Source organism: Halomonas sp. E14, from assembly GCF_052568415.1.
Window position 1 is genome coordinate 382,936 of record NZ_CP199423.1, and the last position, 21,365, is coordinate 404,300.

Below are 21,365 nucleotides of genomic sequence, written 5' to 3' on the forward strand. Positions count from 1 at the left end.
GTCGCCCGCTCCGGCGGGTCTTCGCGGTCAGGGTCACCACGGTGACGGCCACGAAGAGAGTTGACAAACTCCGGCACTTGAGTAGAATACGCCTTCCTCGCAGGGCGCTGGTGAGGCCCCTCGATCACAGGATCGACGGCCGCGACAGCAAGCGAGACGCTCTTTAACAATCGATCAGGTAATTCATGTGGGCGCTTGTCGATGAGGTGGTGAGAAGTCACACCATTATCAAGGCAAGCGACTCGTCGAGACCTTCGGGTCTTTTGAGAAGCTTTAACCTTGAGCCAAGTTTGGTCCGCTTAACGGACTACTGATCTTAAACTGAAGAGTTTGATCATGGCTCAGATTGAACGCTGGCGGCAGGCCTAACACATGCAAGTCGAGCGGCAGCACGGGAAGCTTGCTTCCTGGTGGCGAGCGGCGGACGGGTGAGTAATGCATAGGAATCTGCCCGGTAGTGGGGGATAACCTGGGGAAACCCAGGCTAATACCGCATACGTCCTACGGGAGAAAGCAGGGGCTCTTCGGACCTTGCGCTATCGGATGAGCCTATGTCGGATTAGCTAGTTGGTGAGGTAAAGGCTCACCAAGGCGACGATCCGTAGCTGGTCTGAGAGGATGATCAGCCACATCGGGACTGAGACACGGCCCGAACTCCTACGGGAGGCAGCAGTGGGGAATATTGGACAATGGGCGCAAGCCTGATCCAGCCATGCCGCGTGTGTGAAGAAGGCCTTCGGGTTGTAAAGCACTTTCAGTGGGGAAGAAAGCCTCGCGGCTAATATCCGCGAGGAAGGACATCACCCACAGAAGAAGCACCGGCTAACTCCGTGCCAGCAGCCGCGGTAATACGGAGGGTGCGAGCGTTAATCGGAATTACTGGGCGTAAAGCGCGCGTAGGTGGCTTGATAAGCCGGTTGTGAAAGCCCCGGGCTCAACCTGGGAACGGCATCCGGAACTGTCAGGCTAGAGTGCAGGAGAGGAAGGTAGAATTCCCGGTGTAGCGGTGAAATGCGTAGAGATCGGGAGGAATACCAGTGGCGAAGGCGGCCTTCTGGACTGACACTGACACTGAGGTGCGAAAGCGTGGGTAGCAAACAGGATTAGATACCCTGGTAGTCCACGCCGTAAACGATGTCGACTAGCCGTTGGGTCCTTCGCGGACTTTGTGGCGCAGTTAACGCGATAAGTCGACCGCCTGGGGAGTACGGCCGCAAGGTTAAAACTCAAATGAATTGACGGGGGCCCGCACAAGCGGTGGAGCATGTGGTTTAATTCGATGCAACGCGAAGAACCTTACCTACCCTTGACATCCTGCGAACCCTTCGGAGACGAAGGGGTGCCTTCGGGAACGCAGAGACAGGTGCTGCATGGCTGTCGTCAGCTCGTGTTGTGAAATGTTGGGTTAAGTCCCGTAACGAGCGCAACCCTTGTCCTTATTTGCCAGCGAGTAAAGTCGGGAACTCTAAGGAGACTGCCGGTGACAAACCGGAGGAAGGTGGGGACGACGTCAAGTCATCATGGCCCTTACGGGTAGGGCTACACACGTGCTACAATGGTCAGTACAAAGGGTTGCGAACTCGCGAGAGCAAGCCAATCCCAGAAAGCTGATCTCAGTCCGGATCGGAGTCTGCAACTCGACTCCGTGAAGTCGGAATCGCTAGTAATCGTGAATCAGAATGTCACGGTGAATACGTTCCCGGGCCTTGTACACACCGCCCGTCACACCATGGGAGTGGACTGCACCAGAAGTGGTTAGCCTAACCTTCGGGAGGGCGATCACCACGGTGTGGTTCATGACTGGGGTGAAGTCGTAACAAGGTAGCCGTAGGGGAACCTGCGGCTGGATCACCTCCTTAAAGGACATATCACGCCTCGCGGCAAGTGCTCACAATGAATTACCTGATCGGCCAGAGCAAAGACTGTTTGGGTCGCCGACCCAGTGGTTAGCCGGGTCTGTAGCTCAGTTGGTTAGAGCGCACCCCTGATAAGGGTGAGGTCGGCAGTTCAAATCTGCCCAGACCCACCAATTTCGCCGGATACGGCGTTGCTTTGAACCTCGCATAGCGAGCTATGCGTCGGCCCAAAGCACCTTGACTCCGACGAAATTCACCGCCAATGAGAACGCGGTGATCAGTGGGGCCATAGCTCAGCTGGGAGAGCGCCTGCCTTGCACGCAGGAGGTCAGCGGTTCGATCCCGCTTGGCTCCACCATTACGCTCCATCGTATCCACAGTCTTACCTGATCGGATCCGCAGTCATAAGCCATCCTCGCAGCACGCGATGAGCGGTTTATGACTGTCGATTGACAGTCTGCTCTTTAACAATGTGAATCATGCTGACAGTTCCTTTCCGACAGGAAAGGAAACGAAGATACGTCTCAAGCGTATCCGGCAATGTCGTACGTGATCGCAGACCAGACCCCTTCGGGTTATATGGTCAAGCGATTAAGCGCATACGGTGGATGCCTTGGCAGCCAGAGGCGATGAAGGACGCGGTAGCCTGCGATAAGGCTCGGTGAGGTGGCAAACAACCTGTGACCCGGGCATTTCCGAATGGGGAAACCCACCCAGCACAAGCTGGGTATCCCACACTGAATCCATAGGTGTTGGGAGGCGAACCGGGGGAACTGAAACATCTAAGTACCCCGAGGAAAAGAAATCAACCGAGATTCCCCTAGTAGCGGCGAGCGAACGGGGACTAGCCCTTAAGCGGCACAACTGATAGGCGAACAGGCTGGGAAGCCTGACCATAGCGGGTGATAGTCCCGTAGCCGAAATCTGAGTGTCGTGAAATCGAGTAGGTCGGGGCACGTGAAACCTTGACTGAATATGGGGGGACCATCCTCCAAGGCTAAATACTCCTGGCTGACCGATAGTGAACCAGTACCGTGAGGGAAAGGCGAAAAGAACCCCGGAGAGGGGAGTGAAATAGATCCTGAAACCGTATGCGTACAAGCAGTGGGAGCATGCTAGTCATGTGACCGCGTACCTTTTGTATAATGGGTCAGCGACTTATTTTCAGTGGCGAGCTTAACCGTATAGGGGAGGCGTAGGGAAACCGAGTCTTAACTGGGCGACCAGTCGCTGGAAATAGACCCGAAACCGGGCGATCTATCCATGAGCAGGTTGAAGGTTGAGTAACATCAACTGGAGGACCGAACCAGGATCTGTTGAAAAAGATTTGGATGACTTGTGGATCGGAGTGAAAGGCTAATCAAGCTCGGAGATAGCTGGTTCTCCTCGAAAGCTATTTAGGTAGCGCCTCACGTATCACCGCCGGGGGTAGAGCACTGTTTCGGCTAGGGGGTCATCCCGACTTACCAACCCGAGGCAAACTCCGAATACCGGTGAGTGCAGCGTGGGAGACACACGGCGGGTGCTAACGTCCGTCGTGAAAAGGGAAACAACCCAGACCGTCAGCTAAGGTCCCGAAATCCTGGTTAAGTGGGAAACGATGTGGGAAGGCTCAGACAGCTAGGAGGTTGGCTTAGAAGCAGCCATCCTTTAAAGAAAGCGTAATAGCTCACTAGTCGAGTCGGCCTGCGCGGAAGATGTAACGGGGCTAAACCAGGTACCGAAGCTACGGGTTCATCCTCTGGATGAGCGGTAGAGGAGCGTCGTGTAAGCCGATGAAGGTGGATTGAGAAGTCTGCTGGAGGTATCACGAGTGCGAATGCTGACATGAGTAACGACAAGGGGAGTGAAAAACTCCCCCGCCGGAAGACCAAGGGTTTCTGTTCGACGCTAATCGGAGCAGAGTGAGTCGGCCCCTAAGGCGAGGCCGAAAGGCGTAGTCGATGGGAAACGGGTTAATATTCCCGTACCTCATAGAGTTGCGATGGGGGGACGAAGAAGGCTAGGTGGGCCAGGCGTTGGTTGTCCTGGTGAAAGCCAGTAGGCTGGGATCTTAGGCAAATCCGGGATCCCAAGGCCGAGAGGTGAGACGAAGGCACTACGGTGCCGAAGTCATCGATGCCACGCTTCCAGGAAAAGCCTCTAAGCTTCAGACTCTATGGGACCGTACCCCAAACCGACACAGGTGGTCAGGTAGAGAATACCAAGGCGCTTGAGAGAACTCGGGTGAAGGAACTAGGCAAAATGGTGCCGTAACTTCGGGAGAAGGCACGCCGCACTAGTGTGAAGGCCCTCGCGGCCGGAGCACGAAGCGGTCGAAGATACCAGGTGGCTGCAACTGTTTATTAAAAACACAGCACTCTGCAAACGCGCAAGCGGACGTATAGGGTGTGACGCCTGCCCGGTGCCGGAAGGTTAAGTGATGGTGTTAGCCCTCGGGCGAAGCTCTTGATCGAAGCCCCGGTAAACGGCGGCCGTAACTATAACGGTCCTAAGGTAGCGAAATTCCTTGTCGGGTAAGTTCCGACCTGCACGAATGGCGTAATGATGGCCACGCTGTCTCCACCCGAGACTCAGTGAAATTGAAATCGCAGTGAAGATGCTGTGTACCCGCGGCTAGACGGAAAGACCCCGTGAACCTTTACTATAGCTTCACACTGGACGCTGATGTTGCTTGTGTAGGATAGCTGGGAGGCTAGGAAACCCGGACGCCAGTTCGGGTGGAGCCAACCTTGAAATACCAGCCTGGCATCATTGGCGTTCTAACTCAGGTCCGTGATCCGGATCGAGGACAGTGTGTGGTGGGTAGTTTGACTGGGGCGGTCTCCTCCCAAAGCGTAACGGAGGAGCACGAAGGTACCCTCAGCACGGTCGGAAATCGTGCGTTGAGTGCAAGAGCATAAGGGTGCTTAACTGCGAGACAGACACGTCGAGCAGATACGAAAGTAGGTTCTAGTGATCCGGTGGTTCTGTATGGAAGGGCCATCGCTCAACGGATAAAAGGTACTCCGGGGATAACAGGCTGATACCGCCCAAGAGTTCACATCGACGGCGGTGTTTGGCACCTCGATGTCGGCTCATCACATCCTGGGGCTGAAGTCGGTCCCAAGGGTATGGCTGTTCGCCATTTAAAGTGGTACGCGAGCTGGGTTTAGAACGTCGTGAGACAGTTCGGTCCCTATCTGCCGTGGGCGTTGGAGATTTGAGAAGAGCTGCTCCTAGTACGAGAGGACCGGAGTGGACGCACCTCTGGTGTTCCGGTTGTCACGCCAGTGGCATTGCCGGGTAGCTACGTGCGGACGGGATAACCGCTGAAAGCATCTAAGCGGGAAGCCCCCTTCAAGATGAGATCTCCCCGAGGCCTTGAGCCTCCTGAAGGGCCCAGCGAGACCAGCTGGTTGATAGGTCGGGTGTGGAAGCGCTGCAAGGCGTTGAGCTAACCGATACTAATGGCCCGTGAGGCTTGACCATATAACCCCAAGGGGTCTGCGCATCGCGCACATTGACGGATACGACGAGACGATCGCGTCAGCATGATTCCAACCGTTTTCGCCTGACGACCATAGCGAGTGGGAACCACCTGATCCCATGCCGAACTCAGCAGTGAAACCGCTCAGCGCCGATGGTAGTGTGGGGTCTCCCCATGTGAGAGTAGGTCATCGTCAGGCATCTTTTCAGAAACCCCGGCCAACTGGTCGGGGTTTCGTCGTTTGGGGGCCTCCCACGGATCCCGCCTGTCGGGAACAGGCGGAAACTGCGGTAGCAGGCCCCTAGGGCGAGTCTTAGGATGAGACGAGTCGAGTAGCGGAGCGCGCCGCCCTGACCATCATCAGGCCCCTTTTCAGCCACCCAGCCTCCGCGAGGCTGGGTGTCGTCGTTTAGGGCCGCTGATAGAGTCGCTATGCCGCCTGTGTGTGCCGTGCTTCCGCCTTCGTGGAGGTCCTTGGCCAGCGCTTACGTACCCACCCAATGCTTGGTGGGCGCCCGACGTGGCCACTCCGCGAGCTGTACACCGTATCAGGGCAACTTACCCGCTTTCGCGGAGATGCGCTGGCGGGAGGCAAGCTGCTTACTTGACCTCTCGTGTAACCAGGAGTCATCGCTCTGCCGGTCAAGAGCATGAACAACACTTACCAAGGATTACCAAAATGACGTGGCAGACAGCCAGTGCCAGGCATAGGGTGTCGGTTCATGTACAAGTGCCATGCAAAGAGGTGTGATTCATGCCATGTTTGGGTCGCTATGGTGCCATCTTGCTGTTGGTATTAGCGGTATCGGCGGCCAGTGGATGTGACAATGCCGGGCCAGGGGAAAAGACCGAGCGAAATATTGATAACGCGATGAAAGAGCTGCGAAAGAACATCAAGGAAGTGAGCGAGGAGATCGAGGATGACGCGGAGGGGGAGTGATGCCCGGGCTGATGGCGCTGCGCTGGCGTAAAGGGATAGAGGGAATACGGCAAGCGTAAATGCCGACGTTAAGAAAGCCGGACGCAAGGCCCGGCTCGGAAGTGAAGAGAAAACTCAAGACGGCGTGTTTTGCTCGATACCCTGCAGGTACCAGGGGGCGCCCTCACGCATGTCGCGGATCAGGTGCCAGGTCTCGTTGAATTCGGACTGTTCGCCGTTTTCATCAAGCACACCGTGGAAAATTACCGTCGCTTCGGCCTGATTGCCGATCTCTCGCACGTCGCCGAGCTCGGCGAAAAGGTGCACGACCTCGGTGCGGTTATTGGCCGGGTGCTGCTTACGCTCTTCACGCAGCAGGTTGTAGAGCTCGGGGGTCACGTACTCCTGAATATTGCTGAAGTCGTTGCTGTCCCAGGCCCGCTGCAGGGTCATGAAGTGCTCCTTGGCGCCGGCCAGGAAGCGCTCGCGGTCGAACCAGGCGGGGAGACTGCCGAAGGCGCTGCCACCGACAGCTGCACCAGGTGCCGACTGGAAGGCCTGGGGCTGGTTGATGGGCTCCTGGTGTACGGGTGCCGGTTGTGGTCCGCCGGCGGTGGCGGTGCGGCGCCGTGCCAGCAGGCGGAACAGCAAAAAGGCAATCCCGGCGACGAGCAGGATATCCATCAGGCGCAGTTCGTCGAAGGCACCCCCGAAAAAGAGCGCGGCCAGCAGGCCGCCGGCCAGCAGGCCGCCAAGCATGCCGGGCATGCGCGATCCGGTCGCCTGGTTGGGCTGGGCCTGGCGTGCCGGTGCCGCCTGGTTGGGAGCGGCTGCGGGGCGGTCGACCGAACGGGAATAGTTGCCCACGTTGCCGCCGCCGCCCATGCGGCGGGCCTCGGCATGATCGACCGCGAGGGCGAAGCCCAGCACGCCGACCACAAGCATGACGAGAAGTTGACGCATCAATGAACTCTCCAAGGGAAGGGGTTTGAATTTTGAAACCACATTCTAGCGGCTATGCTGTAAGAAGTGACGATAATAAATAGGGGTAGGCTATGCGTTTAGACAGTAAAAAGAGTCTGTTGTTGCTGATTGACCTGCAGGCGGGCCTGTTGCCTGTCATCGAAGGCGGCGACCAGGCGGTCACCGAGGCGGCGTGGCTTGGTGGCGTGGCGGAAGCCCTTGATGTCCCCGTCTGGATTACCGAGCAGTATCCGGCGGGCCTGGGAGGCAGCGAACCAAGGCTATTGGAGGCGCTGCCCCATCACTGCCTGTGGCAGAAGCTGCACTTCAATGCCCATGCCGAGGCCGATTTCGCCGGCGCGCTAGCCGCCAGCGGACGTACCCAGATCGTATTGTGCGGTACGGAAGCCCATATCTGCGTACTGCAGACCGGTCTCGGACTGCTCGAGGCTGGCTACCAGGTGTTCTGGCTGGCCGAAGCGACGGCTAGCCGGCGCGCCGAGGAGGCCGCGCTGGCGCGCCAGCGAATCATGCAGGCCGGCGCGACGGTGGTGAGCGCCGACATGGTGGCCTATGAGTGGCTGGAACGCTGTGACGACGCCCAGTTCAAGCAGGTGCATCGGCGTAACCTCAAGCCACGCTCGGCGCGCCCGCTCCGCTTCTTTTGAGCACACCTGAGTTGATCAGCCCTGGTCTTCCTGTCGCGTGAAGACCAGGGTATCACCTTCGGACATCGCGCTATTGAAGCGATAGCCCGCAACATCAAACTCCTTGAGCCGTGCCGGATCGTCGAGTCGTTCACGGATCATCCAAGCGGCCATCAGCCCCCGTGCCTTCTTGGCATGGAAGCTGATGACCTTGTATTGCCCGCGCTTCTCATCCTTGAACACCGGCGTGACGATCCGCGCCTGGAGTCGCTTGGCATCGACCGCCTTGAAGTATTCGTTGGAGGCCAGGTTGACCAGCACCAGTGAGCCGCTGTGTTTGATCGCCTCGTCGAGCGCGTCCGTCAAGGTGCCTTTCCAGAACGCGTAGAGATCCTTTCCGGCGGGGTTGGGTAGCCGGGTGCCCATCTCCAGGCGGTAGGGCTGGATCAGGTCCAGCGGGCGTAGCAGGCCATAGAGCCCGGAGAGGATGCGCAGGTGCCGCTGGGCAAAGGCATTGTCGCCGTCGTTGAAGGTGGAGGCCTCGAGGCCGACATAGACGTCACCCTGAAATGCCTGAGCGGCCGGCTTGGCGTTGTCCAGCGTGAACGGCGGACACCACTCGGTGAAACGGGCGGCATTGAGCCCGGCTAGCTTGTCGCTGATGCTCATCAGCTCACTGAGCTGCGGCGGTGTGTAGCCCTTGAGAATCTCGATCAGGTCTCGGCTCCGCTCAAGGAAGTCAGGCTGGGTGTGGACGGTGGTGGTGGACGGAGTCTCAAAGTCCAGCGTCTTGGCGGGCGAGATCACGCTTAGCATGGGGCGCTCCTGTACCTGAAGAGAGGCGAGTCGGTAGGTCGCGAGTATACCAACCGCAGGAGAGCGGCGGGGCTATCGCAGTGATAGCCCCGTAGGCACCTTGATGCCGGGCCTAGGGCGAAGGGTTCGGCCAGCGCCGGTGAACGTCCTCGATGGCATCGAGCACACTCTGGTCGAGCTTGAGCGACTCGCTGGAGAGGTTGTCCTCGAGCTGTTCCATGGTGGTGGCACCGATGATGTTGCTGGTCAGGAAGGGCCGCGAGGTGACGAAGGCCAGCGCCATCTGGGCAGGGTCCAGGTCATGGTCGCGGGCAATGTCGACATAGGCCTGGGTCGCCTGTTCGGCCAGCGGCGAGGTATAGCGCTTGAAGCGCTCGAATAGCGTCAGGCGCGCCTTTTCCGGGCGGGCCCCGCCCAGGTACTTGCCCGACAGCACGCCGAAGGCCAGCGGCGAATAGGCCAGCAGGCCGACGTTTTCACGATGGGCGATCTCGGCCAGGCCGACCTCGAAGGTGCGGTTGAGCAGGTTGTAGGGATTCTGCACCGACGCGACCCGCGGCAGGTCCAGGCGCTCAGCCAGCTGCAGTGCTTTCATCACGCCCCAGGGCGTCTCGTTGGAGAGGCCAATGGCGCGTACCTTGCCGGCCTCAACCAGCCTCTTGAGCACCTGTAGGGTCTCTTCCAGGTCGATAGCATCTTCCTCGTCATCGAACTCGAAGCCGAGCCGGCCGAAGTAGTTGGTGGTGCGCTGGGGCCAGTGCAGCTGGTAGAGATCGATATAGTCGGTTTGCAGCCGCCGAAGGCTGTCGTCGACCGCCTGGTGGATTTGTTCCCGGCTCAGGCGCGTACCGCCGCGAATATGCTCGAGGCCGGGACCGGTGACCTTGGTGGCAATGATGACGTCGTCGCGGCTGTCGCGTCGCTTGAGCCAGCTGCCAAGATAGGCCTCGGTGCGCCCCTGGGTCTCGGCGCGTGGCGGCACCGGGTACATTTCGGCGGTGTCGATGAAGTTGATGCCGTAGGCCACGGCGCGATCCAGCTGCTCATGCGCCTCCTTCTCGCTGTTCTGTTCGCCGAAGGTCATGGTGCCAAGGCACAGGCGACTGACATCGATCCCCGTGTTGCCCAGCGGTCGCGTTTGCATCGTGGCTCCTGTCTGCTCAGCAATTCCCGATTGCCATGCTAGCCGAGGGTCGTCGACGCAGCAAATGAGGGGGTTGAGTCGCTGCTGGGGCAGGCGTATGCTGGCGACCCTCAAATGCCCGGCGGAGTCCGGGTGGCGGCTTTCGATTCGTCATGCAGGCAGCCACAGGGCAGTGGGTCGCCGCATGCGCAGCACTGATACGAACACAGGATGGTTTGCCATGACGCAGACATCATCACTGTTCACCCGGCTTGAGTACCGTCTTGCAGAACAGTTGTTTCATACGCGCTGGCTGCCTCGCTCGCCGCGCACCCAGCGTTTGACCCTGCACCTCTTTCAGCGCTGTGCCGATGCGGGGCATCCGGCGGCGCTGTCCCTGTACGGGCATATGCTGTTTCACCGGGGAACCACGCCGCAGGACAAGGCCAAGGGTGCCCGCTACGTGCTGGAAGCCGCCCAGGCCGGTGACCTGAAGGCACAGTACCAGGCCGGCTTGATCCATGAGCATGGTTGTGCACAGTATCCGCGCCGCGAAGAGCGTGCCGTCACCTGGTATGCCCGGGCCGGCGAGGCGGGGCATCCGCTGGCGGCGGAACGGCTGGCCAAGGCCTATCGCCACGGAGAGCTGGGCCTTGCCGTCGATGCCATCCATGCCGAGCACTGGCAGGCCATCGCCGACCGTGCCGTCGCGCTCGAGCGCCTCGAACCTGGCACCGAGGGGCTGGACAGCCGCGCCGCCAAGACCCGACACTAGATGACCACCCCATGGCGGCCCTTACCGGGCGGCCAATGCCAAGGACCCTCTGCCGCGTGACGCTGCCGACACTGCTGGACATCGAAGCGTCTGGATTCGGGCGCGGTAGCTACCCCATCGAGGTCGGCCTGGCCCGGGCCGACGGCAGCTGCTGCGCCTCCCTCATCCAGCCGTTGGCGGAGTGGACGCACTGGGACCCCAAGGCCGAACTGCTGCACGGCATTTCACGCGCCCGCCTGGCGCGGGAGGGGCTGCCCGTGGAGCAGGTGGCACGCTGGCTCAACGACGAGCTGGGCCAGGCGGGCATCGCCTACAGCGACAGCTGGGGCTATGACAATACCTGGCTTTCGCTGCTGTTCTACCATGCCGGCATGCTGCCCACGTTCCGTCTCGAGGCGCTGCGCGTGCTGCTCAGCGAGCGCCAGCTCAGCCTGTGGCACGCCACTCGCGAAGCCCTGGTCGAAGAGCTGGGGATACGCCGCCATCGCGCCGCCGAGGACGCACGCCTGCTGCAACTGGTCTACGCCCGCACGCTGGATGCCGGCGGCTGAGGAAGGCGCCGGCGGTATGCCTCGACGACTCCGCCTTGGCTAGGGCTGCCTGGCGGCCAGGCGTGCCTCCAGCGCATCGAGAAGCGCTGCCGGATCGCTGGCGTCGACCAGGCAATCGCGCGTCTGGGGATTGAGGAAGCCTTGTTCCACTACGCTATCGAGAAAGCGCAGCAGCGGCGCATAGAAGCCGGCGGTGTCGAGCACGCCGATGGGCTTGTCGTGCAGCCCCAGGTATTGCCAGGTCCAGGACTCGAACAGCTCCTCCAGGGTGCCGATGCCGCCGGGTAGCGTGATGAAGGCATCGGCATGCGCTGCCATGCTGGCCTTGCGCTCATGCATGTTGTTGACACGAATGAGGGTCGGTAGCCCTTCATGGGCCTGCTCACGCTCGACCAGATGATCGGGCATAACCCCGATGACCTCGCCGCCTTCGGCGAGTACGGCGTTGGCCAGCTCTCCCATCAGCCCGATCCGGGCGCCACCATAGACCAGGCCATGACCGCGCCGGGCCAGCTCGCGCCCCAGGGCGCGGGTTGCGTGCCGATAGGCCTCGTCGCGGCCATCGCGAGAGCCCAGGTAAACACAGAATCTTGCCATGCGGTTCCTCCTCAAGGGGCCACTATCCTAGCCCGAAGCCGGTGGAGCCGAAAGGCGGGGAGGGTGCCGGGCGCGTTGCGCCCGGCGAGCCAGGCTCAGCGCTGGCGAGAGGCGTCGCGACGCATGACGCGCTGCAGCAGTACCAGGCCGGTGCCGGTGATGCCCAGCATGCTGGCAATCAGCACCAGACTTGCGATCACGTGGGTATCGACATACATGGGGGACTCCTTTTTTCGTCAGGGGAGAGGTCGGGGTGGGTCAGGGGTGTTTGGCAGCTGCTTGGCAGTGCCGTCGGCAGCGAGCCATCAGGGCAGGCAGTTGGCCACCTGGAATTCGGCATCGAGCCATTGGCCGATCACGTTGTGGCCGCATAGATGGTGAGCGTACTGGGTATGCAGGCAGCGTACCTGGTCCCAGTTGGCAATGCCGCCGATGCCACGCTCACGCAGCACGTCCTCGTAGCCGAGCCGCTCGATGTCCCGGTGCTGTGAGGCGCTCATGCAGCGCCAGCGCGTAGCCACGTAGTCGCGGTGGCTGGCGTGGTAGGCGGCGAGAAAATCGGCGTCTTGCTGCAGCCTGGCCTCGAGCCGCTTGATGACGCCCTGGGCCTCGATGCGCGAGATCTCGATCTTAAGGTGTTCGCTGCACAGCCAATAGAGCGTGGGAAACGGCTTGCCATCGACGATCGGGGCCATGCGCAGCACCAGGGGAGTGCCTTCGCCGTCGACGGCGGCCACGGCTTCGATACCCCGCGGGGCGCGTCCCAGCTGTGCGGTGATGATGGCGAGCTGGCGAGCGTCAGGTGCCTGGTCGGTCTGGATTACCATCGTGGGGGTCCCGTACGAACTTGTTGGAGCGGCCCACGGCGCGAAAGAAGGTCCGGTTGAGTTGCTCGGGCGTCGGCACGTAGCCCCGCCACTGGCGTTCGCAGTACTCGTTGGCCCGTGCCATCAGCACGTCGTAGAGGCGATTGAACGGGGCATCATAATCGTACGGGTCGGCCCCGAACAAGCGGATATGGGGGAAGTCGGCGAAGCGCTCCATGAAGTAGCGCTCCAGGTCGGCTTCCACGGCTCGGTGCTGGGCGACGTTGTCTGGATCGAGCCAGAGGTTGTAGCGGATGGCCATGTCTGTCTCCTGCAAGCGTGAGTGGCCCTTCTGCCTGTAGGGTCATGAGGCTTGGACCGCGGGCGGCGAAGATCGGCTCAGCCTGTATCAGCCGCGCAGCAGCGGGGCCAGGCGCGCAGGGCACAGGCGAATCAGGTCGGCGGGGGCGAGTGCAATCTCCAGGCCGCGCCGCCCACCGCTGACGTGCATCCGCTCGAGGCGCTCGGCGCTGGCGTCGAGAAAGGTCGGCAGCCGTTTCTTCTGGCCCAGCGGGCTGATGCCGCCAAGCACATAGCCGGTGGCACGTTCGGCCTCGGCGGCACCGGCCAGGCTCGCTCGCCGGGCGCCAGCCGCCTTGGCCAGGGCCTTGAGGTCGAGCTGCCCGCTCACCGGCACGATACCCACCGCCAGCCGTGTCTCATCGAGGCACACGACCAGCGTCTTGAACACGGTTCGCGGGTCGAGCCCCAGGGCGCGCGCCGCCTCTTCGCCGTAGGCCGGCGCGCGCGGGTCGTGCTCGTAGCTGAGCAGGGCGAACTCGGTGCCGTCGCGCTCCAGCGCCTTGACCGCAGGAGTCATGCGTCGGTGGGCTCCTCCAGCGGCTGTAGATGAGCCTCGAGCGCCTCGCGCAGCTCGCCCTTGATAGGCACGGCCCGCTTGGTGGCGTGGTCGAAGTGCACCAGGACCGTGTGGCCCAGGTTGGTCAGCTTGCCTTTCTGCCAAGCCTCCTGGGTCACCGTGAAGGAGCTGTTGCCCAGGCGAGACAGGTAGGTACGAATCTCGATGTCGCTGCCGTAGTGCAGCTCGGCGCGGTAGTCGATCTCCATGCGCGCCATGATCAGGCGCCACTTGTGCGGATCGAGGTCAGGCGTGAACAGCCGGAACAGCTCGTTGCGCGCCAGCTCGAACCAGGCCGGCAGGCGAATATTGTTGACGTGGCCAAGGGCATCGGTGTCGTAGAAGGCAGGTTCGATCGTGCGCACGAACATTGGGCGTCCTCGTCAGGGTGAGTCTTGTTGTCGGAGCAACAGCATTGCCCCGAGCAAACGCTAGGTCAAGTGCCTGCCGCCGCCTTCCTCGCTCCCTGCCAGGCCCGCAGCCGCATCCAGCCCAGCAACCACAGCGTCGCCACGCCGAACCCGGCCAGCGTGCCCCACAGCAGGCCGAGCGTGGCATAGGTGAGCGAGACGCAGAGCGCATAGCAGAGCAGCGCACCAAGCCCGGCGGGGTAATGCTTGATCACCGTGGCGGTGGGCGCCGCGCCGTGGGTGAGATGCAGAATCACCAGCAGCGGGTACATCGAAATCGGAAAGGCCGCCAGCATGCCGGCCCAGGAGGTGGGCAGCACGTGGGCGAGTCCGGTGACGATGAACACGATCGCGGTGGCAAGCGCGGCGCGCAGCGCCAGTGCCGGCCAGCGAGCGCCGCCCGTGCGGGCACCGGTGCGCACGTCCGGCAGGTGGCGATAAAGCCAAGTGAACAGCAGGATCGCCGCCAGCGTTACCAGCGTGCCGCTCAGCCGGGTGAAGTCGAAGCGGGTCAGGGCGAGGCTCGTCAGCCACCAGGCAAGCAGGCCGCCTGCCGTGCCGGCCAGTACGCCGCCCAGGCCGTCGCGTCGGCCGCACAGCAGGTAGCCGCCGCCCAGGGCCATGGTGGCGGTGAACCCGGCCAGGCTGAACACGGCGCTGTCGGCGGCAAAGCCCGGCGAAATCTCCAGGCCGATGAAGAACAGCGCGATGGCGGTGCCCAGCGGATAGCCCGCCAGCAGCCCGGCCACCCGGGTGCTGACACGCTCGGCGACGACCGACAGGCCCAGCACGATGCCGATCGATACTGCCAGTTTGGCCAGCTGCCAGCTCAGGGGAACGTCCAAGAGGGAATTTCCTTGTGAGGGGGGTGAAGCGGTTAGACGAGGCGCAGCCCCTGGCGGTCGGCCCAGGCGGCACCCACCGCGTGTGTCAGGATCTCCTGCAAGTGGCTCGGCAGGGCGGCGCGCGCCTCGTCGACGCTGGCGAACGTGCGGTTGCGCAGCCAGCAATAGGCCCAGGCGCAGGCCTCGTCGTCGCTTTTCGGCAGCGGCCGTGCCGGCATCTGCGCCAGCAGGAAGGTGGCGGTACGCGCCGCCCACAGCGGAATGGCGTCTCCCGCCTCGGGGTGGCTCCACGCCTCGAGCATGGCGCCGTCGGGGGTGGCCTCGGGTTCGCCCAGGTGCGCGACGCGTGCGGTCTCGGCCAGGATGAGCGCCAGCTGCGTCGGGCCGCCCTGGCCCAGTTGGCGCCACTGGTCGATCAGGGCCGGCATGCCCCGGCGCACCTTGGCATAGAATCCGCTTTGCGGCATGGTTTCGCTCATATCGCTTTCCCCGAGGACGAGAACATGGAGTTCGATTTTGCCACGCTTGTGGAGCGTCGCCACCCTGAGGGCGGCTGGTCCTCCCAGAAATGGCACCGCTACGGTGACGACACGCTGCCGCTGTGGGTGGCCGACATGGACTTTCGCTCGCCGCCGGAGGTTGTCGTGGCGCTGCATAAGCGGGTCGATCATGCGGTCTTCGGCTACGGCACGGTGCCTGCCAGCCTGGCCCGGGTGATGGGCGAATGGAGCCGGCGCGAGTATAGCTGGGCGATCGAGCCCGAGTGGCAGCTGTGGCTGCCCGGCGTGGTGCCGGCCCTGCACCTGGCCAGCCTGGCCCTGACCGAGCCTGGGGAGGGCGTGTTGACCGTCACGCCCATCTACCCGCCGTTCCTCAAGGTGGCCGAACGCACCGGCCGCCTGGCCCAGCAGGCCCCGCTGGCCGAGCCCACCGCCCCTGGGGAGCCGTGGCGGCTCGACCTCGAGGCGCTGGAAGCGGCCATCACCCCCGAGACGCGCCTCCTGCTGTGGTGCCAGCCGCACAATCCCACCGGCAGGGCCTGGAGCCAGGAGGAGCTGGCCGGCCTGGCGGCGCTGGTGGAGCGCCACGACCTGCTGGTGGTCTCCGACGAGCTGCACTGCGACCTGCTGCTCGACGAGGATGCGGTGCACCGGCCGCTGGCGGCGGCGTTCCCGGCCCTGGCGGCGCGCATCATCACCCTGTGGGCGCCGTCCAAGACCTTCAACCTTGCCGGCCTCACCGCCGCCTGTGCGGTGATCCCGGATGCCGCGCTGCGTGCGCGCTTCGCCGCGGCGGCGCGCGGGCTGCTGCCCGACGTCAACGTACTGGGACTGGTCGCGGCCGAGGCCGCCTATGCCCATGGCGACCCGTGGCGACAGGCATTGCTCGACGTACTGCGAGGGCATCGCCAGCGTCTTGTCGAGCATGTGGCCGGCTGGCCAGGAGTGGCCATGAGCGCTCCGCAGGCGACCTACCTGGCCTGGCTCGACCTGCGGCGGGCCGAGGGGCTCGCCCATGCCTCGGGTTCGCCCCAGCAGGCGCTGCTCGAGGCGGCGAAGGTGGCGCTCTCCGATGGTGCCGACTTCGGCCGGCCGGGCTTCGTGCGGCTCAACTTCGGCACCACGGCAGCCCAGCTCGACGAGGCGCTGAGGCGCCTGGATGGCGTGCTGAAGGGCTGAGGCAGGAGGGAGGGCGGCCGCGGGCCGCCCGGCAGAGCTCGATGGGAACGTATCAGTAGAGCAACGTGAACAGCTTGCGGCGATACGTCACGGTGAGCGGATGGTCGGCTCCCAGGGCGTCGAAGACGCGCAGCAGCGTCAGGCGCGCGGCGTCGTCGCCATAGGCGCGATCCTTGCGCATCAGGGCCAGCAGGCCCTCCAGCCCGGTTTCGTAGTCGCCGTCGGCAACCTGGCGCAGGGCGCGCTTGAACTGGGCCTCGCTGTCGTCGCGGCCGGCCAGGGCGGCCAGGTCCTCGTCGCTGGGCGCCTCCTTGCGAAACTCGATGCTGGCACGTACGCCGCGAGCCGCGGCGGCATCCCGCTCCTCGGGGGGCAGGTTGTCGAGCAGCGCCAGCGCCTCAGGGCTGCGTTCTTCGGCGACCAGCGCCCGAGCCAGCTCCACCTGGTAGGGATAGTGCTCGGGATTCTGCTGCACCAATTCCTCATAGAGGGCGCGGGCGGTGGCGGCGTCGCCCTGGGCCAAGGCCTCGGCGGCCTGCTCCTCGGGGCTGGCCGAGGCGCCCTCGGGCGCGGGGAAGTAGCGCCCCAGCCATTCGCGCAGCTCCTTTTCGGGCAGTGCGCCCTGGAAATGGTCGACCAGGCCGCCTTGGCTGATCAGCTTGACGTCCGGCACCGAGCGTACGCCGAGCTGGGCAGCGATTTCCTGGTTGTCCTCGATGTTGAGCTTGGCCAGGATGAAGGCGCCGCGGTATTCACGGGTCAGCTTCTCTAGGATCGGCATCAGCACCTTGCAGGGCTGGCACCAAGGCGCCCAGCAGTCGAGCAGCACGGGCACCTGCATGGAAAACTCCAGCAGCTGCTGGATGTTGTTGCGGTCGACGTCAATGATCAGCTGGTCATCGCCCGGTGCCGCTTGCTGCGAAGAAAGGGAGGCGTCCGGGGATGCCGGGGGCGCCGACAGTGGGGCGCCGCTGCGAGGGTCGACGATGGCCATGAGCAAACCTTTTCCAAGAGAGATGTCTTCGCAAGATGCGGGCCCCGGCGCCAGGAATCAAGGGGGCGTGCGAGCGCGCTTCGGTCCCGGCGAGCGCAGCATCGTCGGGTGCGCTGTGGTAGTCTCCTGTTCGTCAGAACATGAGGATACCTCGATGGCGACATACCGGCTCAATCCCACCAGCGACCTGATCGATAATCCTTCGCCCCGCTGCGCCTGCATGCTGGTGCTGGATACCTCCGCGTCGATGTTTGGCCAGCCGATCCAGGAGCTCAATGCCGGTGTGCAAGCCTTTATCGCGGCGATCAAGGAGGACGAAATGGCTGCCTGCTCCGTGGAGCTGGGGGTCATCACCGCGGGCGGCAAGGTTACCGAGCAGCTGCCCTTCACCACTGCCATGCATATCTCGCAGTGCCGCCAGTTCGTCGCTTCCGGGCTGACCCCGCTGGGCGCGGCCATGGAGCTGGCGCTGGATCGGCTCGAAGAGCGCACTGCCGCCTATCGCAAGGCGGGCGTGGCCTATTATCAGCCCTGGCTCGTGGTGATCAGCGACGGCGTGCCGACCGACGAGTGGCAGGTGGTTTCCGCACGGGCGCGAACCCTGGCCCAGCAGCGCAAGCTGGTGGTGATGCCGGTGGGGGTCGAAGAGGCGGATCTCGAGGCGCTCGGCGCCTTTTCCACCCGCCCGGCCAAGCGGCTCGAGGGCCTCAAGTTCCGGGAGTTTTTCCTCTGGCTCTCTGCCAGCATGAGCCGGGTGTCGGCCTCCTCGTCGACCACCGACCAGGTCAAGCTGCCGCCCACCGATAGCTGGGACAGCATCTGACCCCATGGCCCGGCGCGGAAGGGGCGGCAGGATGGCCAATGAAGGACCCGGCTCGCCGCGCGAGCCCAACGAGAGAGAGACGACCGTGCAGGGACGGATGGTGACCGATTCGCTGGGCAAGATGCGCCGCCTGGGCAAGCGGCTGGAGCGAGGCGGCGAAGGCGAGATCTATGCCTTGCTCGATCGCCCTGATGTGATCGTCAAGTGGTACTACCCCGACGTGCTCAAGAAGCACGGCAGCGAGCTGCATCGCAAGGTCGAGGCGATGCGCGTGTTGCGCGATACCCAGATGACCAAGGACGTGTGCTGGCCGCTGATTCGGGTCTTCGACGAGCGCCGGCGCTGGATCGGCTTTGCCATGTATCGCGCCCAGGGCGTCAAGATGAGCTACCTGGCCCACGCGCTGCTTTACCAGCGCTACTTCCCGGGGCTGGATCGCCGCCAGGTCGTGGGTTATCTGCTGCGCCTCATCGAGATCATTCAGCAGCTGCATCGGGCCGGTGTCTGCATCGGCGACTACAATCTCAACAATATTTTCTGTGTACCGGGCACCCAGCAGGTGACGCTGATCGATTGCGACAGCTACCAGCTGCGCGTGGGCGGCACCTTCTACCCCTGCCCGGTCGGCAGTCCCGACATGACGCCCAAGGAGCATCAGGGCGTGGCCTTCCGCAAGATCGTCCGGACCCCGGGCAGCGAGGCCTTCTCGCTGGCCATCGTGCTGTTCAAGTGCCTGATGCTGGGGCGTCATCCCTACGACATCGTGGGCGGCGACGATCCGGTGCGCAACCTGCGACGCGGCCGCTTCGCCTATGGGCGCGGCCAGCGCGACGTGCCGCAGGGTGTATGGTACGAGCTGTGGAGCGACCTGCCCGAAAGCCTGCGCGAGATGTTCACCACCACCTTCACCGAGGGCGCCGATACGCCCGGTCGCCGGGCGACGCTGGCCCAATGGCATGAGGCGCTGAGCGACTACCAGGATGCCATGGTGCAAGGACTGGTTGCCGCTCGTCTGGCAACCCCCGGCACGCTCAATCGGGGACAGGTGGCGAATGGACGCTGAATTACCGTGTTGGCCGAATGCCACCGCCGCGGCGTGGACGCGTCTGGCGGTGGCCGTGCCGGGCCTGGCGCATCTCGAGCGGAATCCGCCGCTCCCCTGCCAGGATGCCGCCGACGCCGTCGTTCAGCCCCGCCCGGCCTTGGTGGTGGCCGACGGCGCCGGCAGTTCCCCCGCCTCCGATCTGGGTGCCAAAGCGGCGGTAACCGCCACGCGACGCCTGCTGGCGACCCTGGAGAGCCAGCTGGCGCCGCTGCTCGATGCTGTGCCGTCGCCTGCTGACGATGAGCTGCGGCATTTCGCGCTGCTGCTGGTCAAGCATGCCAAGGGAGTGCTGGAGGATCTGGCCGCCGAGCACCACCGCGCCGTGCGTGACCTGCGCTGCACGCTGCTGGTAGTGGTCGTAGGTCAGGCCCGCCTGCTGTGGCTCAAGGTCGGCGATGGGGCGCTGGTGGTCGAGGAGGCCGTGGCGGGCGAGGCACCGGAAGGCGGCGAGCCTGAGCTGGCACCTAGGCTTAGTGTGCTGGGCGAGCCTGGCCGGGGTGAGTTTGCCAACCAGACCCGCTTCGTTGACGAGTGGCTCGAGCTGGATCACGTGCAGTCGGGCGCGCTGGCCGTGGCGCGTCTCACCGGGGTGGCGGCGATGACCGACGGTGCGGCGGAAAAGCTTGTAGCCCACGATGGCCGGCAGGTGTCGGGGCAGCTCAGCCTGTGGCTGGGGCAGCTGCGGCAAGGGGCGTTGCGCCAGCGCGACCTGGTCAGGCGGCTCTACGACGAGGCCTTCTGTCGCGGCACCAGCGGTGACGACCGTAGCCTGGCGCTGTTGGCCAGGGAGCTGGAAGGGCCAGGCCGCTGATCGGCTGGCGGCATGGCCTGGTTCGCCGCCTCAGCCGTTCTCCTGATCGGTGAAGCATGATAACGTCGAGCTAAGGGTGATTTGTTTCCACGGGGAGTTCCGCCTACGTGCCGGCTTCACTATGATGCGGCCTGCGCGAAAGGGTCGGTCGCAGGGCACGAGCATGAGAAGATTAAACGCAGGCACAACAAAAAACCGAGGCATTTGCCTCGGTTCTTAAAAACTTGGTAGCGGGGGCCGGATTTGAACCGACGACCTTCGGGTTATGAGCCCGACGAGCTACCAGACTGCTCCACCCCGCATCAACGTGGCCTTATTCTACAGTTTAGCGCGGCGATGTCAAGGCGCTGTCGGCATGCGCTGACGCTACGGAAGTCCATTATGATAAAGGATGGGTTGAAGGGTTCCTCGGCAAGCAGCATTCTGTTGCGGCCTGGCCTTAGCTCAGGTCAAGCGGCAAGTACTAAAAAAGTGTCGAATCAGGGAGGTGGACAATGACTCAACAAGCACCCGTAGCATGGGTTACTGGCGGAACCGGTGGCATTGGGTCGGCAATTTGCCGTGCGCTGGCTTCTGCGGGCTACCATGTGGTGGCTGGCTATCACAATCCGGAGAAAGCCAAGACCTGGCTGGAGTCCCAGCAGGCGGAAGGGTTCAACACTATTTCCCTCTCGGGAGTCGACCTCACCAGCTACGAGGCGTGTGAGAAGGGCGTCAAGGAGATCGAGGCGGCGCACGGCCCGATCAGCGTGCTGGTCAACTGCGCCGGCATCACGCGTGACGGCACCATGAAGAAGATGACCCCGGATCAGTGGAACGAGGTCATCGATACCAACCTCAACACGGTGTTCAACACTTGCCGTAGCGTCATCGACGGCATGCTTGAGCAGCGCTACGGGCGAATCATCAATATTTCCTCCATCAACGGTCGCAAGGGTCAGTTTGGCCAGGTCAACTACTCTGCGGCCAAGGCGGGCATGCACGGGCTGACCATGGCGCTGGCCCAGGAGACGGCCACCAAGGGCATCACCGTCAACACCGTGTCGCCGGGCTATATCGCCACCGACATGATCATGAAGATTCCGGAAAACGTGCGCGAAGCGATTCGCGAGACCATCCCGGTCAAGCGCTACGGCACCCCCGAAGAGGTGGCGCGGCTGGTGGTGTTCCTGGCCGACAAGGAGGCAGGCTTCATCACCGGGGCCAACATTGATATCAACGGCGGCCAGTTCATGGGGTGACAGAGCCCTGAGCACG

21 protein-coding genes, 3 tRNA genes and 3 rRNA genes are annotated in these 21,365 nt (G+C 63.2%); 14 read left to right on the forward strand and 13 right to left on the reverse strand.

Annotated elements, in window-relative coordinates; all coding sequences use genetic code 11:
• The first annotated feature begins 318 nt into the window (after positions 1-318).
• The 6 genes from ACT7B3_RS01710 (at position 319) to ACT7B3_RS01735 (ending at position 6,265) form a co-directional block, all read left to right on the forward strand.
• Positions 319-1,859: ribosomal RNA gene (locus tag ACT7B3_RS01710) — 16S ribosomal RNA — on the forward strand.
• A gap of 93 nt (positions 1,860-1,952) precedes the next feature.
• Positions 1,953-2,029: transfer RNA gene (locus ACT7B3_RS01715), tRNA-Ile, on the forward strand.
• 109 nt (positions 2,030-2,138) lie between these two features.
• A tRNA-Ala gene (locus ACT7B3_RS01720) sits at positions 2,139-2,214 on the forward strand.
• Positions 2,215-2,437: 223 nt separating this feature from the next.
• Positions 2,438-5,327, forward strand: a 23S ribosomal RNA gene (locus ACT7B3_RS01725).
• Positions 5,328-5,408: 81 nt separating this feature from the next.
• Positions 5,409-5,524: ribosomal RNA gene (rrf, locus tag ACT7B3_RS01730) — 5S ribosomal RNA — on the forward strand.
• Together the 16S, 23S and 5S rRNA genes with 2 tRNA genes alongside form the textbook arrangement of a ribosomal RNA operon.
• Before the next feature lie 555 nt (positions 5,525-6,079).
• The gene (locus ACT7B3_RS01735) at positions 6,080-6,265 is read left to right on the forward strand and encodes a hypothetical protein (protein ID WP_445156657.1); all 186 of its coding nucleotides are present in this window, start codon (positions 6,080-6,082) and stop codon (positions 6,263-6,265) included.
• 114 nt (positions 6,266-6,379) lie between these two features.
• Here the strand turns inward: ACT7B3_RS01735 and ACT7B3_RS01740 are convergent, their stop codons facing one another.
• Entirely contained in the window at positions 6,380-7,207 is an 828-nt protein-coding gene (locus tag ACT7B3_RS01740) for a Tim44 domain-containing protein (RefSeq protein ID WP_445156658.1), read from the reverse strand.
• A 92-nt stretch (positions 7,208-7,299) separates the two neighbouring features.
• Between ACT7B3_RS01740 and ACT7B3_RS01745 the strand changes: the two genes are divergently transcribed.
• Entirely contained in the window at positions 7,300-7,875 is a 576-nt protein-coding gene (locus tag ACT7B3_RS01745) for an isochorismatase family protein (RefSeq protein ID WP_445156659.1), read from the forward strand.
• Positions 7,876-7,890: 15 nt separating this feature from the next.
• Here the strand turns inward: ACT7B3_RS01745 and yaaA are convergent, their stop codons facing one another.
• Positions 7,891-8,670 carry a peroxide stress protein YaaA gene (gene yaaA / locus ACT7B3_RS01750; protein ID WP_445156660.1) on the reverse strand — a complete coding sequence of 260 codons (780 nt, stop codon included), beginning with the start codon at positions 8,668-8,670 and terminating at the stop codon, positions 7,891-7,893.
• 112 nt (positions 8,671-8,782) lie between these two features.
• Positions 8,783-9,814 (reverse strand): NADP(H)-dependent aldo-keto reductase, encoded by a 1,032-nt coding sequence (locus tag ACT7B3_RS01755; protein ID WP_445156661.1) that lies wholly within the window; start codon positions 9,812-9,814, stop codon positions 8,783-8,785.
• A gap of 220 nt (positions 9,815-10,034) precedes the next feature.
• Between ACT7B3_RS01755 and ACT7B3_RS01760 the strand changes: the two genes are divergently transcribed.
• Both ACT7B3_RS01760 and ACT7B3_RS01765 read left to right on the forward strand, forming a co-directional pair.
• Positions 10,035-10,568, forward strand: a complete 534-nt coding sequence (locus tag ACT7B3_RS01760; RefSeq protein ID WP_444678593.1) for a tetratricopeptide repeat protein — start codon at positions 10,035-10,037, stop codon at positions 10,566-10,568.
• Positions 10,569-10,624: 56 nt separating this feature from the next.
• Positions 10,625-11,119, forward strand: coding sequence for a 3'-5' exonuclease (locus ACT7B3_RS01765; RefSeq protein ID WP_445156662.1), 495 nt, complete (start codon positions 10,625-10,627; stop codon positions 11,117-11,119).
• 39 nt (positions 11,120-11,158) lie between these two features.
• Here ACT7B3_RS01765 and ACT7B3_RS01770 read toward each other — a convergent pair whose 3' ends face one another.
• The 8 genes from ACT7B3_RS01770 to ACT7B3_RS01805 form a co-directional block, all read right to left on the reverse strand.
• Entirely contained in the window at positions 11,159-11,716 is a 558-nt protein-coding gene (locus ACT7B3_RS01770) for an LOG family protein (protein WP_444678591.1), read from the reverse strand.
• Between the two features lie 95 nt (positions 11,717-11,811).
• Positions 11,812-11,934, reverse strand: a complete 123-nt coding sequence (locus tag ACT7B3_RS01775) for a hypothetical protein (RefSeq protein WP_444678590.1) — start codon at positions 11,932-11,934, stop codon at positions 11,812-11,814.
• A gap of 87 nt (positions 11,935-12,021) precedes the next feature.
• Positions 12,022-12,543 carry a DUF501 domain-containing protein gene (locus tag ACT7B3_RS01780; RefSeq protein WP_445156663.1) on the reverse strand — a complete coding sequence of 174 codons (522 nt, stop codon included), beginning with the start codon at positions 12,541-12,543 and terminating at the stop codon, positions 12,022-12,024.
• Positions 12,515-12,844, reverse strand: coding sequence for a hypothetical protein (locus ACT7B3_RS01785; protein ID WP_444678588.1), 330 nt, complete (start codon positions 12,842-12,844; stop codon positions 12,515-12,517). The genes ACT7B3_RS01780 and ACT7B3_RS01785 overlap by 29 nt, the downstream gene beginning before the upstream one ends.
• A gap of 87 nt (positions 12,845-12,931) precedes the next feature.
• A complete protein-coding gene (gene ybaK / locus ACT7B3_RS01790; RefSeq protein ID WP_445156664.1) occupies positions 12,932-13,402 on the reverse strand; it encodes a Cys-tRNA(Pro) deacylase in 471 nt (156 codons plus the stop codon).
• A complete protein-coding gene (locus ACT7B3_RS01795) occupies positions 13,399-13,812 on the reverse strand; it encodes an acyl-CoA thioesterase (RefSeq protein ID WP_445156665.1) in 414 nt (137 codons plus the stop codon). The genes ybaK and ACT7B3_RS01795 overlap by 4 nt, the downstream gene beginning before the upstream one ends.
• 65 nt (positions 13,813-13,877) lie before the next feature.
• Entirely contained in the window at positions 13,878-14,696 is an 819-nt protein-coding gene (locus tag ACT7B3_RS01800; protein WP_444678585.1) for a hypothetical protein, read from the reverse strand.
• 32 nt (positions 14,697-14,728) lie between these two features.
• Entirely contained in the window at positions 14,729-15,163 is a 435-nt protein-coding gene (locus ACT7B3_RS01805; RefSeq protein WP_445158826.1) for a hypothetical protein, read from the reverse strand.
• A gap of 36 nt (positions 15,164-15,199) precedes the next feature.
• Between ACT7B3_RS01805 and ACT7B3_RS01810 the strand changes: the two genes are divergently transcribed.
• Positions 15,200-16,375: a MalY/PatB family protein gene (locus ACT7B3_RS01810; protein ID WP_445156666.1), complete on the forward strand. Its 1,176-nt coding sequence runs from the start codon at positions 15,200-15,202 to the stop codon at positions 16,373-16,375.
• 52 nt (positions 16,376-16,427) lie between these two features.
• Here the strand turns inward: ACT7B3_RS01810 and ACT7B3_RS01815 are convergent, their stop codons facing one another.
• Complete coding sequence (locus ACT7B3_RS01815; RefSeq protein ID WP_445156667.1) at positions 16,428-17,369, reverse strand: tetratricopeptide repeat protein; 942 nt, start codon at positions 17,367-17,369, stop codon at positions 16,428-16,430.
• Positions 17,370-17,523: 154 nt separating this feature from the next.
• Here ACT7B3_RS01815 and ACT7B3_RS01820 point away from each other — a divergent pair, with 154 nt between their 5' ends.
• Genes ACT7B3_RS01820 through ACT7B3_RS01830 form a run of 3 tightly spaced genes read left to right on the forward strand, consistent with a single transcriptional unit; the run spans position 17,524 to position 20,108 of the window.
• Positions 17,524-18,192 carry a vWA domain-containing protein gene (locus ACT7B3_RS01820; RefSeq protein WP_445156668.1) on the forward strand — a complete coding sequence of 223 codons (669 nt, stop codon included), beginning with the start codon at positions 17,524-17,526 and terminating at the stop codon, positions 18,190-18,192.
• Between the two features lie 31 nt (positions 18,193-18,223).
• Positions 18,224-19,255 carry a kinase gene (locus ACT7B3_RS01825; protein ID WP_445156669.1) on the forward strand — a complete coding sequence of 344 codons (1,032 nt, stop codon included), beginning with the start codon at positions 18,224-18,226 and terminating at the stop codon, positions 19,253-19,255.
• Positions 19,245-20,108, forward strand: coding sequence for a protein phosphatase 2C domain-containing protein (locus ACT7B3_RS01830; RefSeq protein ID WP_445156670.1), 864 nt, complete (start codon positions 19,245-19,247; stop codon positions 20,106-20,108). Before ACT7B3_RS01825 ends, ACT7B3_RS01830 begins: the two co-directional genes overlap by 11 nt.
• 225 nt (positions 20,109-20,333) lie before the next feature.
• Here the strand turns inward: ACT7B3_RS01830 and ACT7B3_RS01835 are convergent.
• A tRNA-Met gene (locus ACT7B3_RS01835) sits at positions 20,334-20,410 on the reverse strand.
• A gap of 192 nt (positions 20,411-20,602) precedes the next feature.
• Here ACT7B3_RS01835 and phbB point away from each other — a divergent pair.
• Positions 20,603-21,349, forward strand: coding sequence for an acetoacetyl-CoA reductase (gene phbB, locus ACT7B3_RS01840; protein ID WP_444678578.1), 747 nt, complete (start codon positions 20,603-20,605; stop codon positions 21,347-21,349).
• Positions 21,350-21,365 lie beyond the last annotated feature (16 nt).

Coding starts and splice junctions, on each gene's coding strand:
- ACT7B3_RS01820 (WP_445156668.1), top strand. CDS start 17,524: ATGGCGACATACCGGCTCAATCCCACCAGCGACCTGATCGATAATCCT.
- ACT7B3_RS01805 (WP_445158826.1), bottom strand. CDS start 15,163: ATGCCGCAAAGCGGATTCTATGCCAAGGTGCGCCGGGGCATGCCGGCC.
- ACT7B3_RS01740 (WP_445156658.1), bottom strand. CDS start 7,207: ATGCGTCAACTTCTCGTCATGCTTGTGGTCGGCGTGCTGGGCTTCGCC.
- ACT7B3_RS01775 (WP_444678590.1), bottom strand. CDS start 11,934: ATGTATGTCGATACCCACGTGATCGCAAGTCTGGTGCTGATTGCCAGC.
- phbB (WP_444678578.1), top strand. CDS start 20,603: ATGACTCAACAAGCACCCGTAGCATGGGTTACTGGCGGAACCGGTGGC.
- ACT7B3_RS01755 (WP_445156661.1), bottom strand. CDS start 9,814: ATGCAAACGCGACCGCTGGGCAACACGGGGATCGATGTCAGTCGCCTG.
- ACT7B3_RS01770 (WP_444678591.1), bottom strand. CDS start 11,716: ATGGCAAGATTCTGTGTTTACCTGGGCTCTCGCGATGGCCGCGACGAG.
- ACT7B3_RS01780 (WP_445156663.1), bottom strand. CDS start 12,543: ATGGTAATCCAGACCGACCAGGCACCTGACGCTCGCCAGCTCGCCATC.
- ACT7B3_RS01795 (WP_445156665.1), bottom strand. CDS start 13,812: ATGTTCGTGCGCACGATCGAACCTGCCTTCTACGACACCGATGCCCTT.
- ybaK (WP_445156664.1), bottom strand. CDS start 13,402: ATGACTCCTGCGGTCAAGGCGCTGGAGCGCGACGGCACCGAGTTCGCC.
- ACT7B3_RS01735 (WP_445156657.1), top strand. CDS start 6,080: ATGCCATGTTTGGGTCGCTATGGTGCCATCTTGCTGTTGGTATTAGCG.
- yaaA (WP_445156660.1), bottom strand. CDS start 8,670: ATGCTAAGCGTGATCTCGCCCGCCAAGACGCTGGACTTTGAGACTCCG.
- ACT7B3_RS01825 (WP_445156669.1), top strand. CDS start 18,224: ATGGCCAATGAAGGACCCGGCTCGCCGCGCGAGCCCAACGAGAGAGAG.
- ACT7B3_RS01815 (WP_445156667.1), bottom strand. CDS start 17,369: ATGGCCATCGTCGACCCTCGCAGCGGCGCCCCACTGTCGGCGCCCCCG.
- ACT7B3_RS01810 (WP_445156666.1), top strand. CDS start 15,200: ATGGAGTTCGATTTTGCCACGCTTGTGGAGCGTCGCCACCCTGAGGGC.
- ACT7B3_RS01785 (WP_444678588.1), bottom strand. CDS start 12,844: ATGGCCATCCGCTACAACCTCTGGCTCGATCCAGACAACGTCGCCCAG.
- ACT7B3_RS01745 (WP_445156659.1), top strand. CDS start 7,300: ATGCGTTTAGACAGTAAAAAGAGTCTGTTGTTGCTGATTGACCTGCAG.
- ACT7B3_RS01830 (WP_445156670.1), top strand. CDS start 19,245: ATGGACGCTGAATTACCGTGTTGGCCGAATGCCACCGCCGCGGCGTGG.
- ACT7B3_RS01760 (WP_444678593.1), top strand. CDS start 10,035: ATGACGCAGACATCATCACTGTTCACCCGGCTTGAGTACCGTCTTGCA.